Raw genomic sequence first — 18,178 nt, 5'->3', positions numbered from 1 at the left:
ATTATTCAACAAATATTGTTTCGTTTAAAATTTCTTTTGGCAAAGCTAATTTTCTTTTGTTGAGTTCATATTTGCTGAAAATAAATTTACCTTCTTGCAAATAAATTGGAAATATTGAACTTGGAAGTGTATTAGGATTATTTAAAAGTTTGATTGCTAATTCTGCAGCAGCTTTGCCTTGGCTGGCTCCTGTAATAACAAGACCGCCCATTGCTTTTTGCTTGGCAACAGTAAAATCCCAAAAAGCAAATAGGGGTAGTTTCGAATTTTCAGAAGTCCATTGTAAAACTTTTTCAGAATCTACATTCGAGTTATTAGCATCTGTGAGGGTCGCATAAAGACCTAAAATGATTGCATCATAATTTTTATTAGCATCTAAAACGAGTTTTTGCCAATTTGCAAACTTAGAGACTAAAAATATATCATAAATAATTCCAGAAAAATCAACAGAGGGTTTTTTAGAAAAAAAATCTTCATGAACAATTTCAGAGGTTCTATCATTATCAAATAGAATTAATACCTTTTTAGCTTTAGGAATAATATCCTTAATAAATATTGAAGATCTTCTTATTAAAGGTCTTTCAAGGACTCCTGTGACGTATTTTGGTTCAGTATCAAAATATGCTCTAGGATTATTATTAACTCCTAAATAAACAGTTTTAATTTTATTCTTTTCAAGAGTAGGACCTACAAATTTTAAAGCAGCATCATCTCCAAGTATAACAAGAATAGGACTAATCTTATTAATAAATTTTAATGCTTCTTGACCGCGCTTTTCATGTTCGCTTTTTGGGACTTTTTTTGTATTCATTTCAAAAAAATGAAGTTGATATTGATTACCAAGGCGATTTTTTATTTCTTTGTCGTAATCAACATCCCATTTATATTCTTTGCTGTAGCTTTCAACGACAACGATATCCTTATTGCCAGCATAAGATGTGCTTTTATTACATATAATTAATGCCAAAAAAATAATTTTTATGTAAGATAAAATTTGAGTCTTCAAAGCGATAACTCCTTTTAAAAATTAAACTGGCTGCTTTCCTGTTATCGTATTTATTTTAAAAGGGTTATTCAAATTTTTATTAATAGAGTCAAAAAAATGTCAATAATAATGATTTACTTAAAATTATTATTGATCCATTTTGATAAACTCTTGTCCATTCATATATTTTTGCAGTGCCTTTGGTATTTTAATAAATCCATCATGTGTTTGATGGTTTTCTAATAGTGGTATTAAAACTCTTGGCGTTGCAATTGCTGTATTATTTAACGTAAAACAAAATTGAGTTTTACCTTTATCATCACGAGATCTTATTTTTAAACGTCTTGCTTGATAGTCATAAAAACTAGAGCAACTATGAGTCTCGCCATAATTATTTCTACCTGGCATCCAAGTTTCAATGTCATGTTTTTTGACTTGTCCTTGACCAAGATCTCCTGTGCAAACTTTTACAACTCTATATGGAAGCTCAAGCAATTGAAGCAAATCTTCTGCATTTTTCAAAAGTTCTGCATGTAATAGATCACTTTTTTCAATGTTTGGTTCGCAAATGACAACTTGTTCTATTTTTTGAAATTGATGAACTCGGTAAAGTCCTTTTGTATCTTTTCCAGCCGCTCCTGCCTCTCTACGAAAACACGAAGACCAGGCGCAAAGCTTAATTGGCAGTTGGTTTTTGTCTAAAATGTCATTTTGATGGTAGCTCGCCAATGGAACCTCCGAGGTACCTACAAGCCACATATCATCTTTTTCAATATAGTAAGCCTGATCTGCACCGCCTGGGAGATATCCTGTACCTTCCATTGCTGAAGTTCTAACAAGAACAGGAACGCTCATTTGCTTGTAGCCTCTTGATTTTAAAAGATCGAGCGCGAGAGAATGCACAGCTCTTTCTAACTCTGCTCCAGCCCCAATGAGAAAGTAACTTCTACTTCCTGCAATATTTGCCCCTTTTTCAAAATCTATAAGACCTAGTTTTTTACTCAATTCAATGTGGTCTAATGGCGTAAAATTGAAATGAGGAGGTTCGCCAACCTTTTTTATTTCTACGTTGTCGGCATCTGACGCCCCAATTGGTGTGTCTTCTGAAGGAATGCTAGGAATTGTGAGCATTAAGCTGTCAAAATCCTTTTCAATCTCTTTTAGCTGTTTTTCTGCTTGCTCGATCAATGGAGTCATCTCTCGCATCTGTTTAACAAGAGCATCTCTTTCTTCTTTAGTTTTTGCTTTTTTTACTGCATCAGATCCTTCGTTTCTTTTATTTCTAAGCTCTTCTGTTTCTTTTATACATTGGGCTCTTTTTTCATAGAGCTTAGAAAATAAGTGCGGATCAAAATCAAAACGTTTGTTTTTAGCTGCAATAGTGATGGTTTCTAAATTGTCTCGAACAAATTTTGGGTCAAGCATAATATTGGCGCCTTTCCTGAACTTTAGCTTAAACGCACGTCATTCTTATTGAGAGGAAAAGACTTTTCAAGTAGCAAATTGCACATTACCAAAAATTTTTTTATTGACCACTGCTTATGAATGTTTACATTCTTCGTGGTTATGATTTGATATAACTCAAGCAAAAGGATATTTACTATGTTTCTAAGGCAAAAAGCGAGTTTTTCGGCGGAAGAGGTTTCTAAAGAAGCTAAATCTGAAAAAAAAGATAGTTTTAACGAGGAAGAGCTCGGTTCAGATGTTTCTGAAGCTCAAGGCTCTAGTGTTTCACAAAAAACCGAAAACGAATCAAAGATTGCGGCTTTAGAAGCAGAAATTGCAACGACTCAAACAAAACTAGCTGAAACTCATGATAGAATGCTTCGTATTGCGGCTGATTTTGATAACACTAGAAAAAGACTAGAAAAAGAAAAGTTTGATACTCGCATTTATGCAATCCAAGAGTTTGCTAAAGATCTTCTTCCTGTCATTGACGCCTTTGATAAGGCAATGTCTGCCATTGAACAATCACAAATAAACTTTGAAACTGAAGAAGGTAAAAAAGTTGCTGGTATAGTGGAAGGAGTGGGTCTGGTTTCTAAAATTTTTCAAGATGTTGTAAAAAAACATGGAATCGAAAAATTGCCTGGAAAAGATAGCCCATTTAATCCTGCCTTTCATAACGCAATTGCAAAGGTTGTTGATGCATCGGTCACTCAGGAAACGGTTGTTGATGAGTTTATGGCGGGTTATAAAATTGGTGAGAGAATACTTAGGACAGCGATGGTTCGCGTGGCATCACCTGACTAGTTGGGCAATAGTAATTTTTTTTAATTTTATTTTTGTTTTTCATAGTTACTCTCAGTCTTTATTAATTGATAAGGCTGAGAGTTTTTTTTATGATAAGCAATATACAAATGCACTAGAAGTTTATAAAAACATTTTAGAAAATGAATACTCTTCAGCTAAGGAAAAATCAATTGCAAAATGCAGACTCGCAATTTTAAATAATAATCATCAAAAAATTTCTCAATCACAGACCTTTTTAGAAGAATCTCTTAAATCTAATGCGTTACCTTTATCTTTAAATTCAATTTGTACTTATGCGTTAATACAAGTTTATGTAATGCAAAAAAATTATTTAAAAGCTATAGAACTTTCAAAAATAGTTGGTTTGCCAAATTTACAGCCAATATATTTAGCTAGGTTTTATGCACTTTCAGCAGTTGCTGCTCGTTTCATGATGAACTCTGATTTTGAAAGAACTTCAATAGTTTCTTTATTAAAAGTAATGAAGAATCATAATTTTGAATATGTTGAAATTGATAAATTTTTGTCACAAAAAGTTTCTCTTCATGATCTTGAAACTCGATTGATAGTTTTAAATCACGAAAAAAATATTGATTCTGAATTTGATAATAATTATATTGAAAATGTTTTTTTATTAAAAATAAAAAATGGAGATTATCAATCCGCATTAGATATATTAGAAAAAAATCTAATAAAAAATGAAGATAGTATAATTTTCGATTCTGGGATGTATATTAAAAATTCAAGTTTAAGAGGTCGTTTGATACATTTAATAAATGACAACCCTTTAGAAATGAGAATAGGTATTATTTTGGCAAATAAAAAAGATAGACAAATTTATAATCAAAATATTTTGCGATCAATCTCTGCATTTGTAAACTCTTCAGCATCTCAAGATGTCAGTTATTCTTTTTACATTGAAGAAGCAAAACAAGATGAAGGAAGTTTATCATTAGTTGGAAGTTCGCTAATATTTGATAAAAAAGTTCATGCTATCATTGTTTCTGGAGATTTTAAAAATAATAATGATTTAATTTCATTATCTAATTTTTTTTCTTTTCCTGTAATTTATATAGATAAAAATGATATAAATCTTTTAAAAAAAATATCAAATAATGGTAGTTTTAAAGATGTATTTGAATTTAATTTAAATGGAAAGTTAAAAAATTTAATCTTAGAATCTAGTGTATTTGATGCATTAATTTTTTTAAGAAATTTGCACTTTTTAGCTGGAAGAGCTCAAAGTTCGGAGCTTGTTAAGGCTATGAAAAAAGGAAATTGGAATATCGATGGTATTTCTATTTATGAGAGTTTTAATCAAAATTTAAAATAAATTATAAAAAACTAATTTGGTTTAAAAATATTATTTTTCTCTTTATTCCATTTTAATGCATCATAGATTCCTCTTTCAATTTCTAATTTGGCTTTCCAATTTAGCAATTTATGAGCTAAATCTGCATTTGCATAAGAGCCCGCAATATCTCCTGGTCTTGGATCTGTTTCTTTTTTCGGTATTGTTTTGCCATATATATTTTCAAATGCAGAGAGTAACTCTTTTACCGTCACACCTTTGCCTGTTCCAAGATTAATTACGCAGTATGGATTATTTTGTTTTACAAATATAGTATCAAAATTTTCAATAGCCTTAACATGTGCTTCTGCTAAGTCCCAAACATGAATATAATCTCTAATACCGCTACCGTCTCTTGTGGGCCAATTGACTCCAGTAATATTGAACTCAGCTTCGTTACCTTGGGCAGTACTTATTAGTTTTGCTAAAACATGAGAAGGATTTGAATGATGGCTTCCTGATCTCATTTTGGGATCCGCACCAATAGGGTTAAAATATCTTAAAGAAACAGCTTTCATTCCAGAATATGCCGAACAAAAATCTTGTAAAATTAATTCCATCATAAATTTACTTTTTGCATAGGGACTACAAGGTTTTATAAATGATTGTTCGGTAACAACAAAATTTGGAGGTGTATCATAAATAGAAGCCGAGCTACTAAAAACTAATTTTTTACATCCAAAATTTAATAATTGTTTAAAAAATTCATTGGATTTTGAAACATTTTCTCTATAATATTCATAAGGCTTTACAATGCTGTCTGGAACAACTATTAATGCAGCGCAATGAATTGCATATTCAATATCTGGATGTTCAAAAAAAATTTTTTCTAAAATCTTATAATCAGCAATATCACCATGGTAAAAGATACGATTTTTAACAAACTCCACTTTTCCAGTAACCAGGGAATCAATGATTATTGGCTTATACCCTGAGTCTTCAAGGGCAGAGCAAATTGTACTACCAATGTACCCAGCACCACCTGAGACAAGAATTTTCATGTTTTTCCTTTTTTATATTAGCGTGTTAATCGGTTTTGAACGATAAACTTGCTTTATTAGGCTATATTAGTTAAAAATCTTACTTTTTCAATTATTTCTCGAAATTTCTTAAACTTTGTTATATTAAGCACACATTAAAAGCTTTTTTTAAGGCTTTTTGAGGTCACTGCGTTCATTTGGAGGTTTTTAATGTTTCAAGATTATTTATTTTTTGGGGTGGATACAAAAGTTTTTTATTGTTACCGTATGCTGCATTTAAGTAATCTAGCAGAAGAAGCAAGAAATCTTCATAATTTAAATCCCCAAAGAGCACTGTTACTATCTGATGCGCTACTGGGAAGTGTTTTGCTCTCATCTATTCTAGATTATGAAGAGCGTATAAATTTACGAATTCATTGTGGAAGTGATTTTACAATTGGTACAGAGACCTCTTTTCAAGCAGAAACACGCGGATATATTGAATGTAATGAAACCTCTGATGTTGTTAAAAGTCTTGACTCAGGAAATAATAATTTTCCTGAGCTTCAGGTGCGTTCTATGCGCTCACAAAGAAACAAAAATACATTATCTCAGGGGCTGACTGTATCTAAAATTACTTCAATAGAAACTGCTTTAAATGAGCATTTAATGTCCAGTTATCAAATGAATACTTGTTTAAAAATTAGCAGTTGGATAAATCCCGATGATGGAAAAATTAATGCGTTTGGAGTCATTTATCAGGAATTGCCTGGCATACCACAAGATATTTCTGATGAATTAAAAAATCACATAAATCATTTATCATCAATGAAAGATTTGTTTCTTGAAAATAGCGATGCAGATGTGCTAGCAAAAAAACTAATTCCTGGAGAATTAAAACCAATAAAAAGTATTAATCCAAAGTTTGTTTGTAGTTGTTCTCAAGAAAGGGTAGAGGGAGTCTTAATTACACTTTCTTTTGAAGAGTTAACGGATATTATTAATAAATCAGAAGATATTGAAATGAAATGTCATTATTGCAACTCAAGTTATTTTGTTCCTATTAATAAAATAAAACAAATGTATGCTAGTAGAAATTATAATAATCCAGACTCTTCTGAAATGAATTAAAATGTTTATACTTAAGTATCAAAATGAATTAATAAAAAGTAAATTTTTAAAAAGATATAAAAGATTTTTTGTTGATGTAAAATTAAAAAGTGATGAGGTACTTACTGTTCATTGCGCTAATAGCGGTAGTATGAGGAGTTGTCTTATTGAAAATACTCCTGCCTATATATTAGATTCTCTAAATCCCAAAAGAAAACTTCGATATTCTCTTGAGCTTTTGCAGTTAGAAGATGGTTTGGCATGTTTAAATACTTCGAGAGCTAATCAGTTTATTGAACAGTTATTGTCGATGACAATTAATAAAAATAAACAACGTGTTTTTCAAGAGTGTTTGTTTCCTTACGAAGAATTTCAATTATGGGAAACTTTTAAGAGAGAAGCTGTGTTTACTAAAGAGACTCGATTTGATTTTTGTCTGTTATCAAAAAAACATGATAAAAAATGTTGGATTGAAGTTAAAAGTGTTAGTTTAAAAATAAATAATTGCTGGGCTTTTCCTGATGCAGTGACTGAACGTGGTCAAAAGCATATCAAAGATTTAATGAATGCTAAAAAAAATGGTGATGATGCTTGGCTTTTTTTTGTAATGATGAGAGGTAATGATGTTGATGAAATTGTATTAAAAAATAATTTTCGTACTGCACACGAAATCAATCCTCTTTACTCTAATCTTTTAAAAGAAGCAATAATGTGTGGCGTTAAAGTCGCTTTAGTTGTTCCTAAAATTTCAGTTCAGGGTTTTATGCTGAGAAAATTTTTTATAATTCATTAAAGGAATAAAATGTTAATTGCTTTAAGATCTAATAATTTTTACCCATTTTTTTTACTTTTTTTGTTAGGATTTACTTGGGGAACTAGTTTTTCCATTGCAAAATTTGCAATGGGAAGTGGTGTAACTCCTTTGGGGTATGCTTTTTGGCAATCCTTAGGTCCTGCAATTTTGGTTTTATTAGTTTCAGTTATTCAAAGTCGTTCTTTACCCAAATTTAATAAGCAGCATTTATTCTTTTATTTTATTTGTGGGCTTTTGGGTATAGCGTTGCCAAATTTAACTATGTATTTTTCAGCTGTTAATGTTCCATCTGGAATTTTAGGATTGATTGTTAATACCTCTCCAATTATAACGTATTTTTTAGCAATTTTTTTTAAAATAGAACAATTTACTTGGTTTAGATTTAATGGAATAGTTTTTGGTTTTATTGGATTGTTTATTTTGTTTTTTCCTAAATTATCAAATTATACTCAATTTTATTGGATGATATTTGCTTTTTTAACTCCTATTCTATTGGCATCTTGTACTGTATTTATGGTTAAATTGCGTCCTAAGGAATCAACGTCTTTAGCTTTATCTGCAGGGATGCTTATTGCAGCATCATGTTTAATTTCTCCTGTAGTGTTCTTAAACAGATCATTTCATCCTATTTATTTTCCACTTAATACTCCAGATTTGTTTATTTTAATAGAAATTGTGCTTTCAAGCATTGGTTATATTTTATTTTTTGAATTATTAAGAGTTGCTGGTCCTGTGTTTTATAGTTTAGTTGGTTGTATAGTTGCACTTGCTGGATTATTTTGGGGGTATATAATTTTTAATGAAACAATCCAGCTTCATGAATGTATTTCTGTATTTTTTATCATTACGGCAATTATTTTTGTTTCAAAAAAATAATTAGTATCTATAAGTATCTGGTTTATAAGGACCTTCAATGCTTATATTTAAGTATTCTGCTTGTTTATTGGTTAGTTTTGTTAAATTAACTCCGAGCTTTTCAAGATGTAATCGAGCTACTTCTTCGTCTAGCTTTTTCGGAAGTGTGTAAACTCCAATTGGATACTTATTTTGATTTTGCCACAATTCAATTTGTGCTAACACTTGATTTGTAAAGCTCGTACTCATAACAAATGCTGGATGCCCTGTAGCGCACCCTAAATTTACAAGTCTACCTTCGGCAAGCAAAATAATTTCATGTCCATCTGGGAAACGGTATTTATCTACTTGAGGTTTTACGTTAATTTGTTTTATTCCTTTAGTGTTTTTTAAGCCAGCCACATCAATTTCCACATCAAAGTGCCCTATGTTACATACAATTGCTTGATCTCTCATTTTTGACATATGTTCAGCTGAAATGATATCGCAGCAACCTGTAGCTGTTACAAAAATATGCACATCTTTAATAACATCTTCTACTTTAACAACTTGGTATCCCTCCATTGCAGCTTGAAGTGCAATAATTGGATCAATTTCGCTAATAAGTACTCTTGCACCATGGTATTTCATTGAATGTGCGCAGCCTTTACCAACATCACCGTAACCTGCTACCAAAACTGTTTTCCCAGCAATCATAACATCTGTCGCACGTTTAATACCGTCAGGAAGAGACTCACGGCAGCCATAGAGATTGTCGAATTTACTTTTAGTTACACTGTCGTTAACATTAATTGCGGGTATTTTTAATTCACCTTTTTGCGCCATTTGATGGAGATGATGAACGCCTGTAGTTGTTTCTTCAGAAACTCCTTTGATGTCTTTTAAAAGATGCGAGAATTTTTTATGAACCAACGCTGTAAGATCTCCCCCATCATCAAGAAGCATGTTTGGTCCTTTGTCATTTGCAAATTTTAGAGTTTGCTCAATGCACCATATATATTCTTCTTCTGTCTCGCCTTTCCACGCAAAAACAGGAATTCCTGCAGCAGCAATTGCCGCAGCAGCTGCATCAACTGTTGAAAAAATATTACAACTTGCCCAGCGTAGCTCTGCGCCAAGTACTTTCAGAGTTTCTATTAATACAGCTGTTTCAACCGTCATATGCAAACTGCCTGCTATTCTGGCTCCTTTGAGTGGCTTTGAGTTTCCATATCTTTCTCGTAAGCTCATTAGTCCTGGCATTTCTTTTTCAGCAAGTTCTATTTGTCTTCTACCTAAATCTGCAAGCGAGATATCTTTAATTTTATAGTCCATTTATTATCTCCATGGTAAAATTATTAAGTAAACTTTTTCAATTTGACTCTCAATATGAATCAAATTGAAAAAGTTTATAATATAGAAGTTTACGAAAATAATTTATTATAATCAACTTAATTGTTTAAATACCATTTTAGTATATTTTCTTTTAAAAGATTTGGTAAAATTGACGCCATGCATAAACAAGAGTTTTGATTAGAACAAATTTGGTTACAATAGATAGAGTTATTTTTTGGAATTCCTGTTATAAATTGTGCTTTGTTTCCAATTGGACCCCATCTTTTTACTGACATTGATTCAATAGGTGGATATAGGCCAATTGTGTGCTTACCTAATGCCGCTGCAATATGAAGAGGACCCGTGCTATTTGCAACAAGTCCATCACATAAAAATATAAACGAAATAAATTCTTCTAAATTAAATAAGTTTGATACATCAATGCAATTTAAACAATTAGGGATGATTTGGTTTTTAATTATATTAGATTCTTCTTTATTTCCAGAAAAAAATACTTGAAATTTATCTTTAGGTAACAAATTTGCTAAAGCTATAAAATTATTAATTCCCCATTCTCTAGCACTTCCTTTAGATTTAGGGTGTAATATTAATTTAAATTTATTGTTATCCAGTAAACTTAAAAATTTTCCTGGTAATGGTTTAATTTTATTTAAACCATAATAATTTGGAATTTCTTTTAATGTAGGAATTTTTTTTATACCAATAGGTTTTAATAATTTTAAATTTAGTTGAGCTTCATGTAAAGAAGAATTTTTTCTACTTAAGTTAACAAATTTATTGCAATATAACCAGTGAAAAAAACGTCTATTAGTGCCTATTCTTGTTTTTATAGCAATTTCTTTTGATAATTGTGAAACTTTTTTATTTGGAAATACGTGTATAACGGTATCAATATCATTGTTTTTTAATAATTTAAAATTATTGCTAGATAAAATTTGATCCCAATCTAAAAAACAATCAATATGTGAACAACTTTCAATTATAGGTTTAGTATAAGATTTGCCAAGAAAGAAAATTTTTGAATTAGGAAAATGTTCTTTTATTGCTCCCGCTATAGGTAAAGTTAAAACAACATCCCCAATATTATCAATTCTGCTAATTAGAATTTTTTTTTCTTCCATCATATATTAATGCCAGTTAATAGTTGAGAAAGTTATTGTGAGGCTTGAAGAAATAGCTCCAATTTGTTAAATAATTTTTGCACAAACAAAATTAACAAAGGAGCTACCAATGGACTGGCAGAGCCAACTCATCACTGTATACCTTACTACCTGCGATTTCTTTTCTCAACTCTCTCCAACCTCTTTTTTAAAAATTAGTCCAAACTCAAATCCCTCGTTCACAGACCAAGAAGTCACCACTATTTACATCTTTGGAGTTTTAATGAAACAAAAAAATATAAAAGCTATTTTTAACTTCACTAAAAATTTTATTCCAAACTGGTTTCCTCACTTGCCTTCTTATGAAGGATTTTTGTCAAGACTTAATAGCTTAAGTAAACTCTTTCCTGAACTTGCAAACTTTATTTTAAAAAATAATAAATTTAAAATCCCTAAAACAAAATCCAAACCTTTTATTCTTATTGACTCTTTACCTATTATACTCACAACTGGTTTTCGGGCGCACAAGTGCAATACTGCAAACGATATTTCTGCTATTGGCTATTGCTCTTCAAAAGATAAATTTTACTATGGGTTAAAACTTCATCTCGCTGCTTTGTTTCAAAATAAAAAACTTGCCGCACCTATTGATTTTAAAATCACACCCGCCGCAACTCACGACTTAACTGCTGTTAAGAATGATCTTTTAAACTTCAAACATTCGCAAATCTTTGCCGATCGTGCTTACTGTGACAAATCAACTAAAAAAAACTTGAATCAAATAAACTCTAAATTACACACACCAATTAAACTCTCTCGGAATAAAAAAACTCTTTCTAGTGATGAGAAAGTTTATTCTAAATCTGTTAGCTCTATTCGGCAGTCCATTGAAATCCTTTTTAACTGGTTAATTGAATCCAGCGGTATTCAAATCGCATCAAAAGTTCGATCGACTAAAGGCCTTATCGTCCATGTTTTCGGACGATTTTCTGCCTGCCTGTTTAACTACTTATTCAAATTCTAATTGATTTTTCTCAACTATTAATTGGCATTATTAATCTTTTTTTTCTTCAATATCGACGTATTTATATTTTTTTAAGAAAAAATAGTTAGCATATTTTATAAAGTTAGAAAATGCTGCACCCATACAGATAATTATACCAATTCTTCCATCAAGAAATCCTCTTTTTAAAATATAAAATTTAAAAAAAGTCCAAATTGGCTCAAAAAACAAATGAGGAAAAAGGATAAATTTTTTCTTTCTAATAAGTTCTTTTGCGCCAGCGTAACCATATTTATTCATTTTATCAAAATATTGATATAAAGAGTTGTAAGAGTAATGAAGTAAATCTGTTTTAAAATGTTCTACAACGTAACCTTTTCTAGGTATAACACTTTCGTGAAGAATGTTATCGCTGAGATCAGAACGATGGCGAGCAAAAAAACGGATAACTCTATTTGGATACCAGCCACTATGTTTAACCCAATGCCCTAAGAAAAAAGTTTTTCTAGGACAATCAATTGCGCCAGTTTCATGAAAGGTGCCTTGATGAATACGGGTTTTCCATTCGTTGGCAAGTTCTTCGGGTACAACTTCATCGGCGTCTACCCAAAGAATCCAATTATTAGAAGATTTTTCAATTCCAATTCTTTTATTTTGTACAAATCCATACCATTCGGTTTCAATAAGAATAACATCTTTGTATGAGTAAACAATTTCTTTAGTTTTATCAGTGCTGCCTGAGTCTACAACAATGATTTCATCAACAAATTTTAAGGAATCTAGACAACGGGCGATATTTTTTTCTTCATTTTTAGTAATAATAACGGCAGTTAGTTTTTCAATTTCTGGAACAAATTTTGAAATATCGTAGCTGCGTACTTTTTGATACAATTCGTATGTTTCTTGAATGATGTTTCTTTTATTATCATCCATGGGTTATGTGCCCTCACTAATTTTTTGAGCCCTCTCTAGGCTAAATGACATTATACGAGATAAATCATTATGCAATCTAGTGGCGGTCGCACAAAAAATTCTGAATATCAAAAAGTAGCCAGCAACTCATGAGCATTACCTCGTGTTTTTGCTTTGCTTGATATGCTACGTCTCACAGTTAAGGCATCTATCTTAGCATTGGCATATATTTCTCTTGTAAATATTGTGTCGTGATTAGAGATCACAACTGTATGTCCTTGATTTTTAGCATTGATTGCGCAATTAGCTAACTCTTGCTGCTGTTTTTTGCCAAACTCATTCGCGTGGTATGATGTAAAATTAGATGTTATTGAAATGGGTACATAAGGAGGGTCACAATAAACAATATCTCCCTGGCTTAATTTTTTAAAAGTATCTATAAAATTGCAACATTCAAATAGAGCAAATTCCGACTTTGCTGCAAATAATTTCATTTCATTAATAGGAGCTGTTACTGTTTTATAACGTCCAAATGGAACATTGAACTTACCTTTTGAATTGTATCTGCATAATCCATTAAAAGAATGTTTGTTCAAATAAACAAACATAGCAGATTTTTCAATACTTGAATCTTTAACTTCATTAAATTTATTTCTTATTTCATAAAAACGTTCTTCAGCATTATTTTCAATATTAAACAATTTAATAACTTCGTTAATCAATTTATCAGGATGAAATTTTAAGTTATTATACAAATCAATCAAATCATTGTTCGTATCGCAAAGTAAATAACTCTTAAAATTAGTGCCCATAAAAACAGCACCGCTTCCTACGAAGGGTTCTACTAATCTTTTTCCGTCTCCCAATTTTTCACTAATAATAGGCACAAGCTTGTGTTTGCCTCCAGCCCACTTTAAAAACGGTTTGCTAAAAATATAATTCACATTCAATACTTCCATTGTGTTGTAAACTAAAAATTTCTACTCCCACTCAATGGTTGCTGGTGGTTTTGTGCTAATATCATACACCACCCTATTAATTCCTTTAACTTCATTTATAATTCTTGAAGAAACGTGTGCTAAAAATTCGTATGGTAATTTGCTCCAATCAGCGGTCATTCCATCGGTTGCTGTTACGCAACGAAGTGCGGCTACGTTTTCGTATGTTCTACCATCACCCATAACACCCACGGTATTTACTGGCAAAAGCACTACAAATGCTTGCCATGTTGTATTGTAATGATCATGCTTTTTTAGCTCTGCAATAAAAATAGCATCCGCTTCTCGCAATACTTTAAGCCTTTCTTCACTCACTTCACCAAGAACTCTAATACCTAAGCCTGGTCCAGGAAACGGGTGTCTTGATAACATATCTTGAGGAATCTCTAGTTTTGCACCAAGACGTCTTACTTCGTCTTTAAAAAGCTCTCTTAATGGTTCAATTAATTTAAATTTCATTTTTTCAGGTAAGCCACCAACATTATGGTGAGTTTTAATTGTAACGCTTGTGCCGTGTATTGAAACGGATTCAATAACATCAGGATAGAGGGTGCCTTGAACAAGAAATTTAACCCGAGGCAAATCTTTTGTTTCAGATTCAAATACATCAATAAATGTATTGCCAATTATTTTTCTTTTTGTTTCAGGATCGCTAACTCCTTTTAAGCGCGATAAAAATAATTTTGAAGCATCAACACCCCGTACATTTAAATTTAAATCTTTTTTAAATCTTTCTAAAACTTCTTCATATTCATTTTTTCGAAGTAAGCCATTGTTAATAAACAAACATTGTAGCCTATTTCCAAGCGCCTTTTGTGCTAAAACTGCAGCTACGCAAGAGTCAACTCCTCCACTCAGTGCACATATCGCTTGAGTATCTTTGCCTTCGCTGTTTACTGCTTCTGCTATTAAGTTAACGGCGCGTTCAATTTGTGTTGCGCTATCCCATTCATTGCTATTACTTTCGCAAATATTTGTAACAAAATATTTTAGTATTTCTTTACCAATAATTGAATGTTCTACTTCAGGGTGAAACTGCACTCCAAATATAGGAAGACGTTTGTGATGAAAAGAAGAAATCACATTATTTCTTGTAATTGAATCACAAACAAGATTAGGGGCAAGAGTTTCAATTTCATCACCATGACTCATCCATACAATACTGTCTTCATTGTTTTTAATTGAAAAAAGAGGGTTGTTGGAATTAATTTCATGAGAGACTTTAATTTTTTCAAAGCCATATTCTCTATTTTTTGATGGAGTAACTTTTCCTCCAAGCATATAGTTAATCAATTGTAGGCCATAACAAACGCCAAGTATTGGCACGTCTGCTTTTTCAATATCAAAATCAATTTTAGGAGCTTCATGCTCATAAACACTATGAGGGCCTCCCGAAAAAATAATTCCTTTAAGAATTTTTTGTTGTTGCAGTTCTATAATTCTATTTTTTGCAAGCTTAAAAGGGACAATTTCAGAATAAACTTGAAGTTCTCTTATTCTTCTTGCAACAAGCTGTGTAAACTGTGAGCCAAAGTCTACGACGAGTATCATAATAATTCCTCGAATTAAAATTAATAAATATAATATTATATATAATTTTTAAGATTTACTTAAACTATAATTGGGTGCTTCTTCGGTAATATTAACATCATGAACATGGCTTTCTCTTAGACCTGCGGAAGTAATTTTTACAAATTCTGCTTTTTTATGAAGATCTAAAATATTAGCAGCTCCCGTGTAGCCCATACCAGCTCTAATGCCACCAACTAATTGGTGGATAACATCGCAAAGCGGACCTTTGTATGGAACTTGACCTTCTATTCCTTCTGGAACTAATTTATTATTATCGCTTTGTGTCCCTTGAAAATAGCGGTCTTTGGAGCCTTGTTTCATTGCTCCTAATGAGCCCATGCCTCTATAGCGTTTATAAACTTTTCCTTGAAAGTTTATTCTTTCTCCCGGTGCTTCATCTGTTCCAGCAAGGAGACCTCCTAACATAACTGTATGAGCGCCCGCAGCAAGAGCTTTAATAACATCTCCACTATATTTTATTCCGCCATCTGCAATAATTTTTACATCTGTATTTGCTAAAGCCTCGGCAACACTTGCTATTGCTGTGATTTGTGGAACCCCAACTCCTGCGACAATTCTTGTGGTACAAATTGAACCTGAACCAATGCCTACTTTTACGCAGTCTGCTCCGGCATCTGCAAGAGCTTTGGCAGCGTTTCCTGTGGCAATATTACCTGCAATTATAGAAACTTTATTTCCGAATTGCTGCTTAACTTGACTTACAGTTGTAATAACTCCCTTGCTATGCCCATGCGCAGTGTCAATAACAAGAACGTCAATACCTGCATCAACAAGAATTGGTATTCTGTACTCAATATCAAAGGAAGTAACGCCAACCGCTGCGCCAACCAGCAGCTTTCCAGAAGAATCTTTGCTTGCAAGTGGGTGTTTGACCGCATTTTCGATATCTCTGCGTGTAATTAAGCCAACTAAAAGATTGTTTTCATCGACAATTGGAAGTTTTTTGATTCTATGTTTTTGTAAAAGAAATTTTGCCTCATCAAATAGATTGTTTTCAAGTGAAGAGGTATTTTGTTTTTTGTGAATGACGATAAGTTTTGATCTTTCAGTCATAATTTCTTTAATTTTTTTATTTTCTTGTGTCTCAAAATGAATGTCACGTCCAGTGACAAGTCCAACTAATTTTCCATTCTCCGTTACAGGTAGGCCAGAAATTTTTTTGTTGGCCATAAGTGCTTTAGCGGAATAAATTGTATCATCTGGTGTAACTGTTATTGGGTTTGTTACAACACCGCTTTCAGAGCGCTTAACTAACTTTACTTCTTCGGCTTGAACTTCGGGGGGTAAATTTTTGTGAATAATACCCAGTCCACCTAATCTTGCCATAGCTATTGCAAGTTTATGTTCTGTGACAGTATCCATTGCGGCTGATATTATTGGGCTTTGCAATTTAATCTTTTTAGTAAGGTAAGATCTAACTTCTACTTCGTGGGGAAGCACCTCAGAATAATTTGGAAGTAACAGCACATCATCAAAGGTTAACGCGTTTAACGTTATTTTTTTTGAAAATACTGACATTTCCTTGTCATCAAGTATTGTTGTCATATTGTGCTCCATAATTATTTAATAGTTAGGTTGTTTCACACACATGTCGTTGCTTTATCAAATAATGTTTTCCATATCTACAAAATAAAATACAAACGGATAATTTAGTTTTAGACTATTGTTAATTATTAGTTAAATTGTTGAATTTAATACTACTTTTTAAGTCTAGGTAAATTGGTTTTGGGGGTCTAGCAAACTATTTAACGATGGGTGAACATCGAAGTTCTGAGGTAGATAAAAATTACTTTTTATATTTACGTACAATTTCAATAACTTGCAGAAATTTAGTTGGCTCTTAAAATTTTTTTCAAGAAAGATTTGACAAGTTGATCTGGGTTGTGTAGCTAGGTGTTCTCGCCGCTAGTGCACAAGCAAAGCTCCAAGAGCTTAAGTGAGTGTAAAAGTGGAGAACAAGTTATTTGACAAGAGAAGAGAGCAGAAACAGAGTGCGGGACGAAAGCCGAGTGTGAGAGTTTGAGTAGAGTTTAAGCTTCGTAAGGGGTTTAGAGGAAGTCAAACAGGAGCACGAAGCGAGAGCGTCCCTAGTAAGAGCCGCAAGGTATTTACAAAGAGACGACGTCAAGAAGAAGAAAAAAGTCGCAAGACAAGAAATAAGAGCTAAGAGTTTGATCCTGGCTCAGAACGAACGCTGGCGGCGTGCCTAACACATGCAAGTCGGACGGAGGTAGCAATACCTTAGTGGCGCACGGGTGAGTAATGCATGGGGATCTGCCTTGTGGAGGGGGATAACTACGGGAAACTGTAGCTAAGACCGCGTAAGCAGAGTCGCAAGACTTTGGAAATGCTGGAACCGTAAGGCCAGCAGCCATAAGATGAGCCCATGTTCCATTAGTTAGTTGGCGGGGTAACGGCCCACCAAGGCGAAGATGGATAGCTGGTCTGAGAGGACGATCAGCCACACTGGGACTGAGACACGGCCCAGACTCCTACGGGAGGCAGCAGTGGGGAATATTGCGCAATGGGGGCAACCCTGACGCAGCAACGCCGCGTGAGTGACGAAGGCCTTCGGGTTGTAAAGCTCTTTCGGCTGGGGAGAAGGGAAAGCAGGTTAATAGTCTGTTTTTTTGATGGTACCAGAAGAAGAAGCACCGGCAAACTTCGTGCCAGCAGCCGCGGTAATACGAAGGGTGCGAGCGTTGTTCGGAATTACTGGGCGTAAAGGGTTCGTAGGCGGGCATGCAAGTCAAGTGTGAAATCCCTGGGCTTAACCTGGGACGTGCATTTGAGACTGTGTGTCTTGAGTGTTGGAGAGGGTGGTGGAATTGCTGGTGTAGGAGTGACATCCGTAGAGATCAGCAGGAACACCGGAGGCGAAGGCGACCACCTGGCCGACAACTGACGCTG

The 18,178-nt window shown here is 33.0% G+C and carries 15 protein-coding genes and 1 rRNA gene (1 of these 16 running past the window's edge); 7 read left to right on the top strand and 9 right to left on the bottom strand.

Annotation, left to right across the window (positions count from 1 at the left end; genetic code table 11):
- Position 1: 1 nt before the first annotated feature.
- Together Spiro2_RS12015 and serS are read right to left on the bottom strand one after the other, a co-directional pair.
- Positions 2-1,006 carry an ABC transporter substrate-binding protein gene (locus tag Spiro2_RS12015; protein ID WP_338636080.1) on the bottom strand — a complete coding sequence of 335 codons (1,005 nt, stop codon included), beginning with the start codon at positions 1,004-1,006 and terminating at the stop codon, positions 2-4.
- A 126-nt stretch (positions 1,007-1,132) separates the two neighbouring features.
- Positions 1,133-2,410 (bottom strand): serine--tRNA ligase, encoded by a 1,278-nt coding sequence (gene serS / locus Spiro2_RS12010; RefSeq protein ID WP_338636078.1) that lies wholly within the window; start codon positions 2,408-2,410, stop codon positions 1,133-1,135.
- A gap of 177 nt (positions 2,411-2,587) precedes the next feature.
- Here serS and Spiro2_RS12005 point away from each other — a divergent pair, with 177 nt between their 5' ends.
- Positions 2,588-3,238: a nucleotide exchange factor GrpE gene (locus tag Spiro2_RS12005; RefSeq protein WP_338636077.1), complete on the top strand. Its 651-nt coding sequence runs from the start codon at positions 2,588-2,590 to the stop codon at positions 3,236-3,238.
- On the top strand, positions 3,162-4,571 hold the full coding sequence (locus Spiro2_RS12000) for a hypothetical protein (protein ID WP_338636076.1): 1,410 nt from the start codon (positions 3,162-3,164) through the stop codon (positions 4,569-4,571). The genes Spiro2_RS12005 and Spiro2_RS12000 overlap by 77 nt, the downstream gene beginning before the upstream one ends.
- A gap of 11 nt (positions 4,572-4,582) precedes the next feature.
- On the opposite strand, the gene galE is transcribed toward Spiro2_RS12000, so the two are convergent.
- Positions 4,583-5,590, bottom strand: a complete 1,008-nt coding sequence (gene galE, locus Spiro2_RS11995) for a UDP-glucose 4-epimerase GalE (protein WP_338636075.1) — start codon at positions 5,588-5,590, stop codon at positions 4,583-4,585.
- A gap of 189 nt (positions 5,591-5,779) precedes the next feature.
- Here galE and Spiro2_RS11990 point away from each other — a divergent pair, with 189 nt between their 5' ends.
- From Spiro2_RS11990 to Spiro2_RS11980, 3 genes are read left to right on the top strand one after another with little or no spacing between them, the layout of a single operon-like run.
- Positions 5,780-6,679: an Hsp33 family molecular chaperone HslO gene (locus Spiro2_RS11990; protein ID WP_338636074.1), complete on the top strand. Its 900-nt coding sequence runs from the start codon at positions 5,780-5,782 to the stop codon at positions 6,677-6,679.
- 1 nt (position 6,680) lies between these two features.
- Complete coding sequence (gene sfsA / locus Spiro2_RS11985; protein ID WP_338636073.1) at positions 6,681-7,451, top strand: DNA/RNA nuclease SfsA; 771 nt, start codon at positions 6,681-6,683, stop codon at positions 7,449-7,451.
- A 9-nt stretch (positions 7,452-7,460) separates the two neighbouring features.
- Positions 7,461-8,348, top strand: a complete 888-nt coding sequence (locus tag Spiro2_RS11980) for a DMT family transporter (RefSeq protein WP_338636072.1) — start codon at positions 7,461-7,463, stop codon at positions 8,346-8,348.
- Here the strand turns inward: Spiro2_RS11980 and ahcY are convergent, their stop codons facing one another.
- Together ahcY and Spiro2_RS11970 are read right to left on the bottom strand one after the other, a co-directional pair.
- Positions 8,349-9,641, bottom strand: coding sequence for an adenosylhomocysteinase (gene ahcY / locus Spiro2_RS11975; RefSeq protein ID WP_338636070.1), 1,293 nt, complete (start codon positions 9,639-9,641; stop codon positions 8,349-8,351).
- 116 nt (positions 9,642-9,757) lie between these two features.
- Positions 9,758-10,786, bottom strand: a complete 1,029-nt coding sequence (locus tag Spiro2_RS11970; RefSeq protein WP_338636069.1) for a glycosyltransferase family 9 protein — start codon at positions 10,784-10,786, stop codon at positions 9,758-9,760.
- A 106-nt stretch (positions 10,787-10,892) separates the two neighbouring features.
- On the opposite strand from Spiro2_RS11970, the gene Spiro2_RS11965 reads away from it, so the two are divergent.
- On the top strand, positions 10,893-11,786 hold the full coding sequence (locus Spiro2_RS11965) for an IS982 family transposase (protein ID WP_338634920.1): 894 nt from the start codon (positions 10,893-10,895) through the stop codon (positions 11,784-11,786).
- 30 nt (positions 11,787-11,816) lie between these two features.
- On the opposite strand, the gene Spiro2_RS11960 is transcribed toward Spiro2_RS11965, so the two are convergent.
- The 4 genes from Spiro2_RS11960 to guaB form a co-directional block, all read right to left on the bottom strand.
- A complete protein-coding gene (locus tag Spiro2_RS11960) occupies positions 11,817-12,698 on the bottom strand; it encodes a glycosyltransferase family 2 protein (protein ID WP_338636068.1) in 882 nt (293 codons plus the stop codon).
- Between the two features lie 107 nt (positions 12,699-12,805).
- Positions 12,806-13,621 (bottom strand): Dam family site-specific DNA-(adenine-N6)-methyltransferase, encoded by an 816-nt coding sequence (locus Spiro2_RS11955; RefSeq protein ID WP_338636067.1) that lies wholly within the window; start codon positions 13,619-13,621, stop codon positions 12,806-12,808.
- Between the two features lie 36 nt (positions 13,622-13,657).
- Positions 13,658-15,226, bottom strand: coding sequence for a glutamine-hydrolyzing GMP synthase (gene guaA / locus Spiro2_RS11950; protein ID WP_338636066.1), 1,569 nt, complete (start codon positions 15,224-15,226; stop codon positions 13,658-13,660).
- A 48-nt stretch (positions 15,227-15,274) separates the two neighbouring features.
- On the bottom strand, positions 15,275-16,813 hold the full coding sequence (gene guaB / locus Spiro2_RS11945; RefSeq protein WP_338636064.1) for an IMP dehydrogenase: 1,539 nt from the start codon (positions 16,811-16,813) through the stop codon (positions 15,275-15,277).
- 614 nt (positions 16,814-17,427) lie between these two features.
- Between guaB and Spiro2_RS11940 the strand changes: the two genes are divergently transcribed.
- Positions 17,428-18,178, top strand: a 16S ribosomal RNA gene (locus Spiro2_RS11940) (it continues 784 nt past the right edge of the window).

The organism is Spirobacillus cienkowskii, from assembly GCF_037081835.1.
Classification (GTDB): Bacteria; Bdellovibrionota_B; Oligoflexia; order Silvanigrellales; family Silvanigrellaceae; genus Silvanigrella; species Silvanigrella cienkowskii.
Note: the sequence above shows the minus strand (reverse complement) of the source record. Positions and strands in the feature narration are given on the sequence as shown.

Coding starts and splice junctions, on each gene's coding strand:
- serS (WP_338636078.1), bottom strand. CDS start 2,410: ATGCTTGACCCAAAATTTGTTCGAGACAATTTAGAAACCATCACTATT.
- Spiro2_RS12005 (WP_338636077.1), top strand. CDS start 2,588: ATGTTTCTAAGGCAAAAAGCGAGTTTTTCGGCGGAAGAGGTTTCTAAA.
- Spiro2_RS12000 (WP_338636076.1), top strand. CDS start 3,162: ATGAGTTTATGGCGGGTTATAAAATTGGTGAGAGAATACTTAGGACAG.
- galE (WP_338636075.1), bottom strand. CDS start 5,590: ATGAAAATTCTTGTCTCAGGTGGTGCTGGGTACATTGGTAGTACAATT.
- Spiro2_RS11990 (WP_338636074.1), top strand. CDS start 5,780: ATGTTTCAAGATTATTTATTTTTTGGGGTGGATACAAAAGTTTTTTAT.
- sfsA (WP_338636073.1), top strand. CDS start 6,681: ATGTTTATACTTAAGTATCAAAATGAATTAATAAAAAGTAAATTTTTA.
- Spiro2_RS11980 (WP_338636072.1), top strand. CDS start 7,461: ATGTTAATTGCTTTAAGATCTAATAATTTTTACCCATTTTTTTTACTT.
- ahcY (WP_338636070.1), bottom strand. CDS start 9,641: ATGGACTATAAAATTAAAGATATCTCGCTTGCAGATTTAGGTAGAAGA.
- Spiro2_RS11970 (WP_338636069.1), bottom strand. CDS start 10,786: ATGATGGAAGAAAAAAAAATTCTAATTAGCAGAATTGATAATATTGGG.
- Spiro2_RS11965 (WP_338634920.1), top strand. CDS start 10,893: ATGGACTGGCAGAGCCAACTCATCACTGTATACCTTACTACCTGCGAT.
- Spiro2_RS11960 (WP_338636068.1), bottom strand. CDS start 12,698: ATGGATGATAATAAAAGAAACATCATTCAAGAAACATACGAATTGTAT.
- guaA (WP_338636066.1), bottom strand. CDS start 15,226: ATGATACTCGTCGTAGACTTTGGCTCACAGTTTACACAGCTTGTTGCA.
- guaB (WP_338636064.1), bottom strand. CDS start 16,813: ATGACAACAATACTTGATGACAAGGAAATGTCAGTATTTTCAAAAAAA.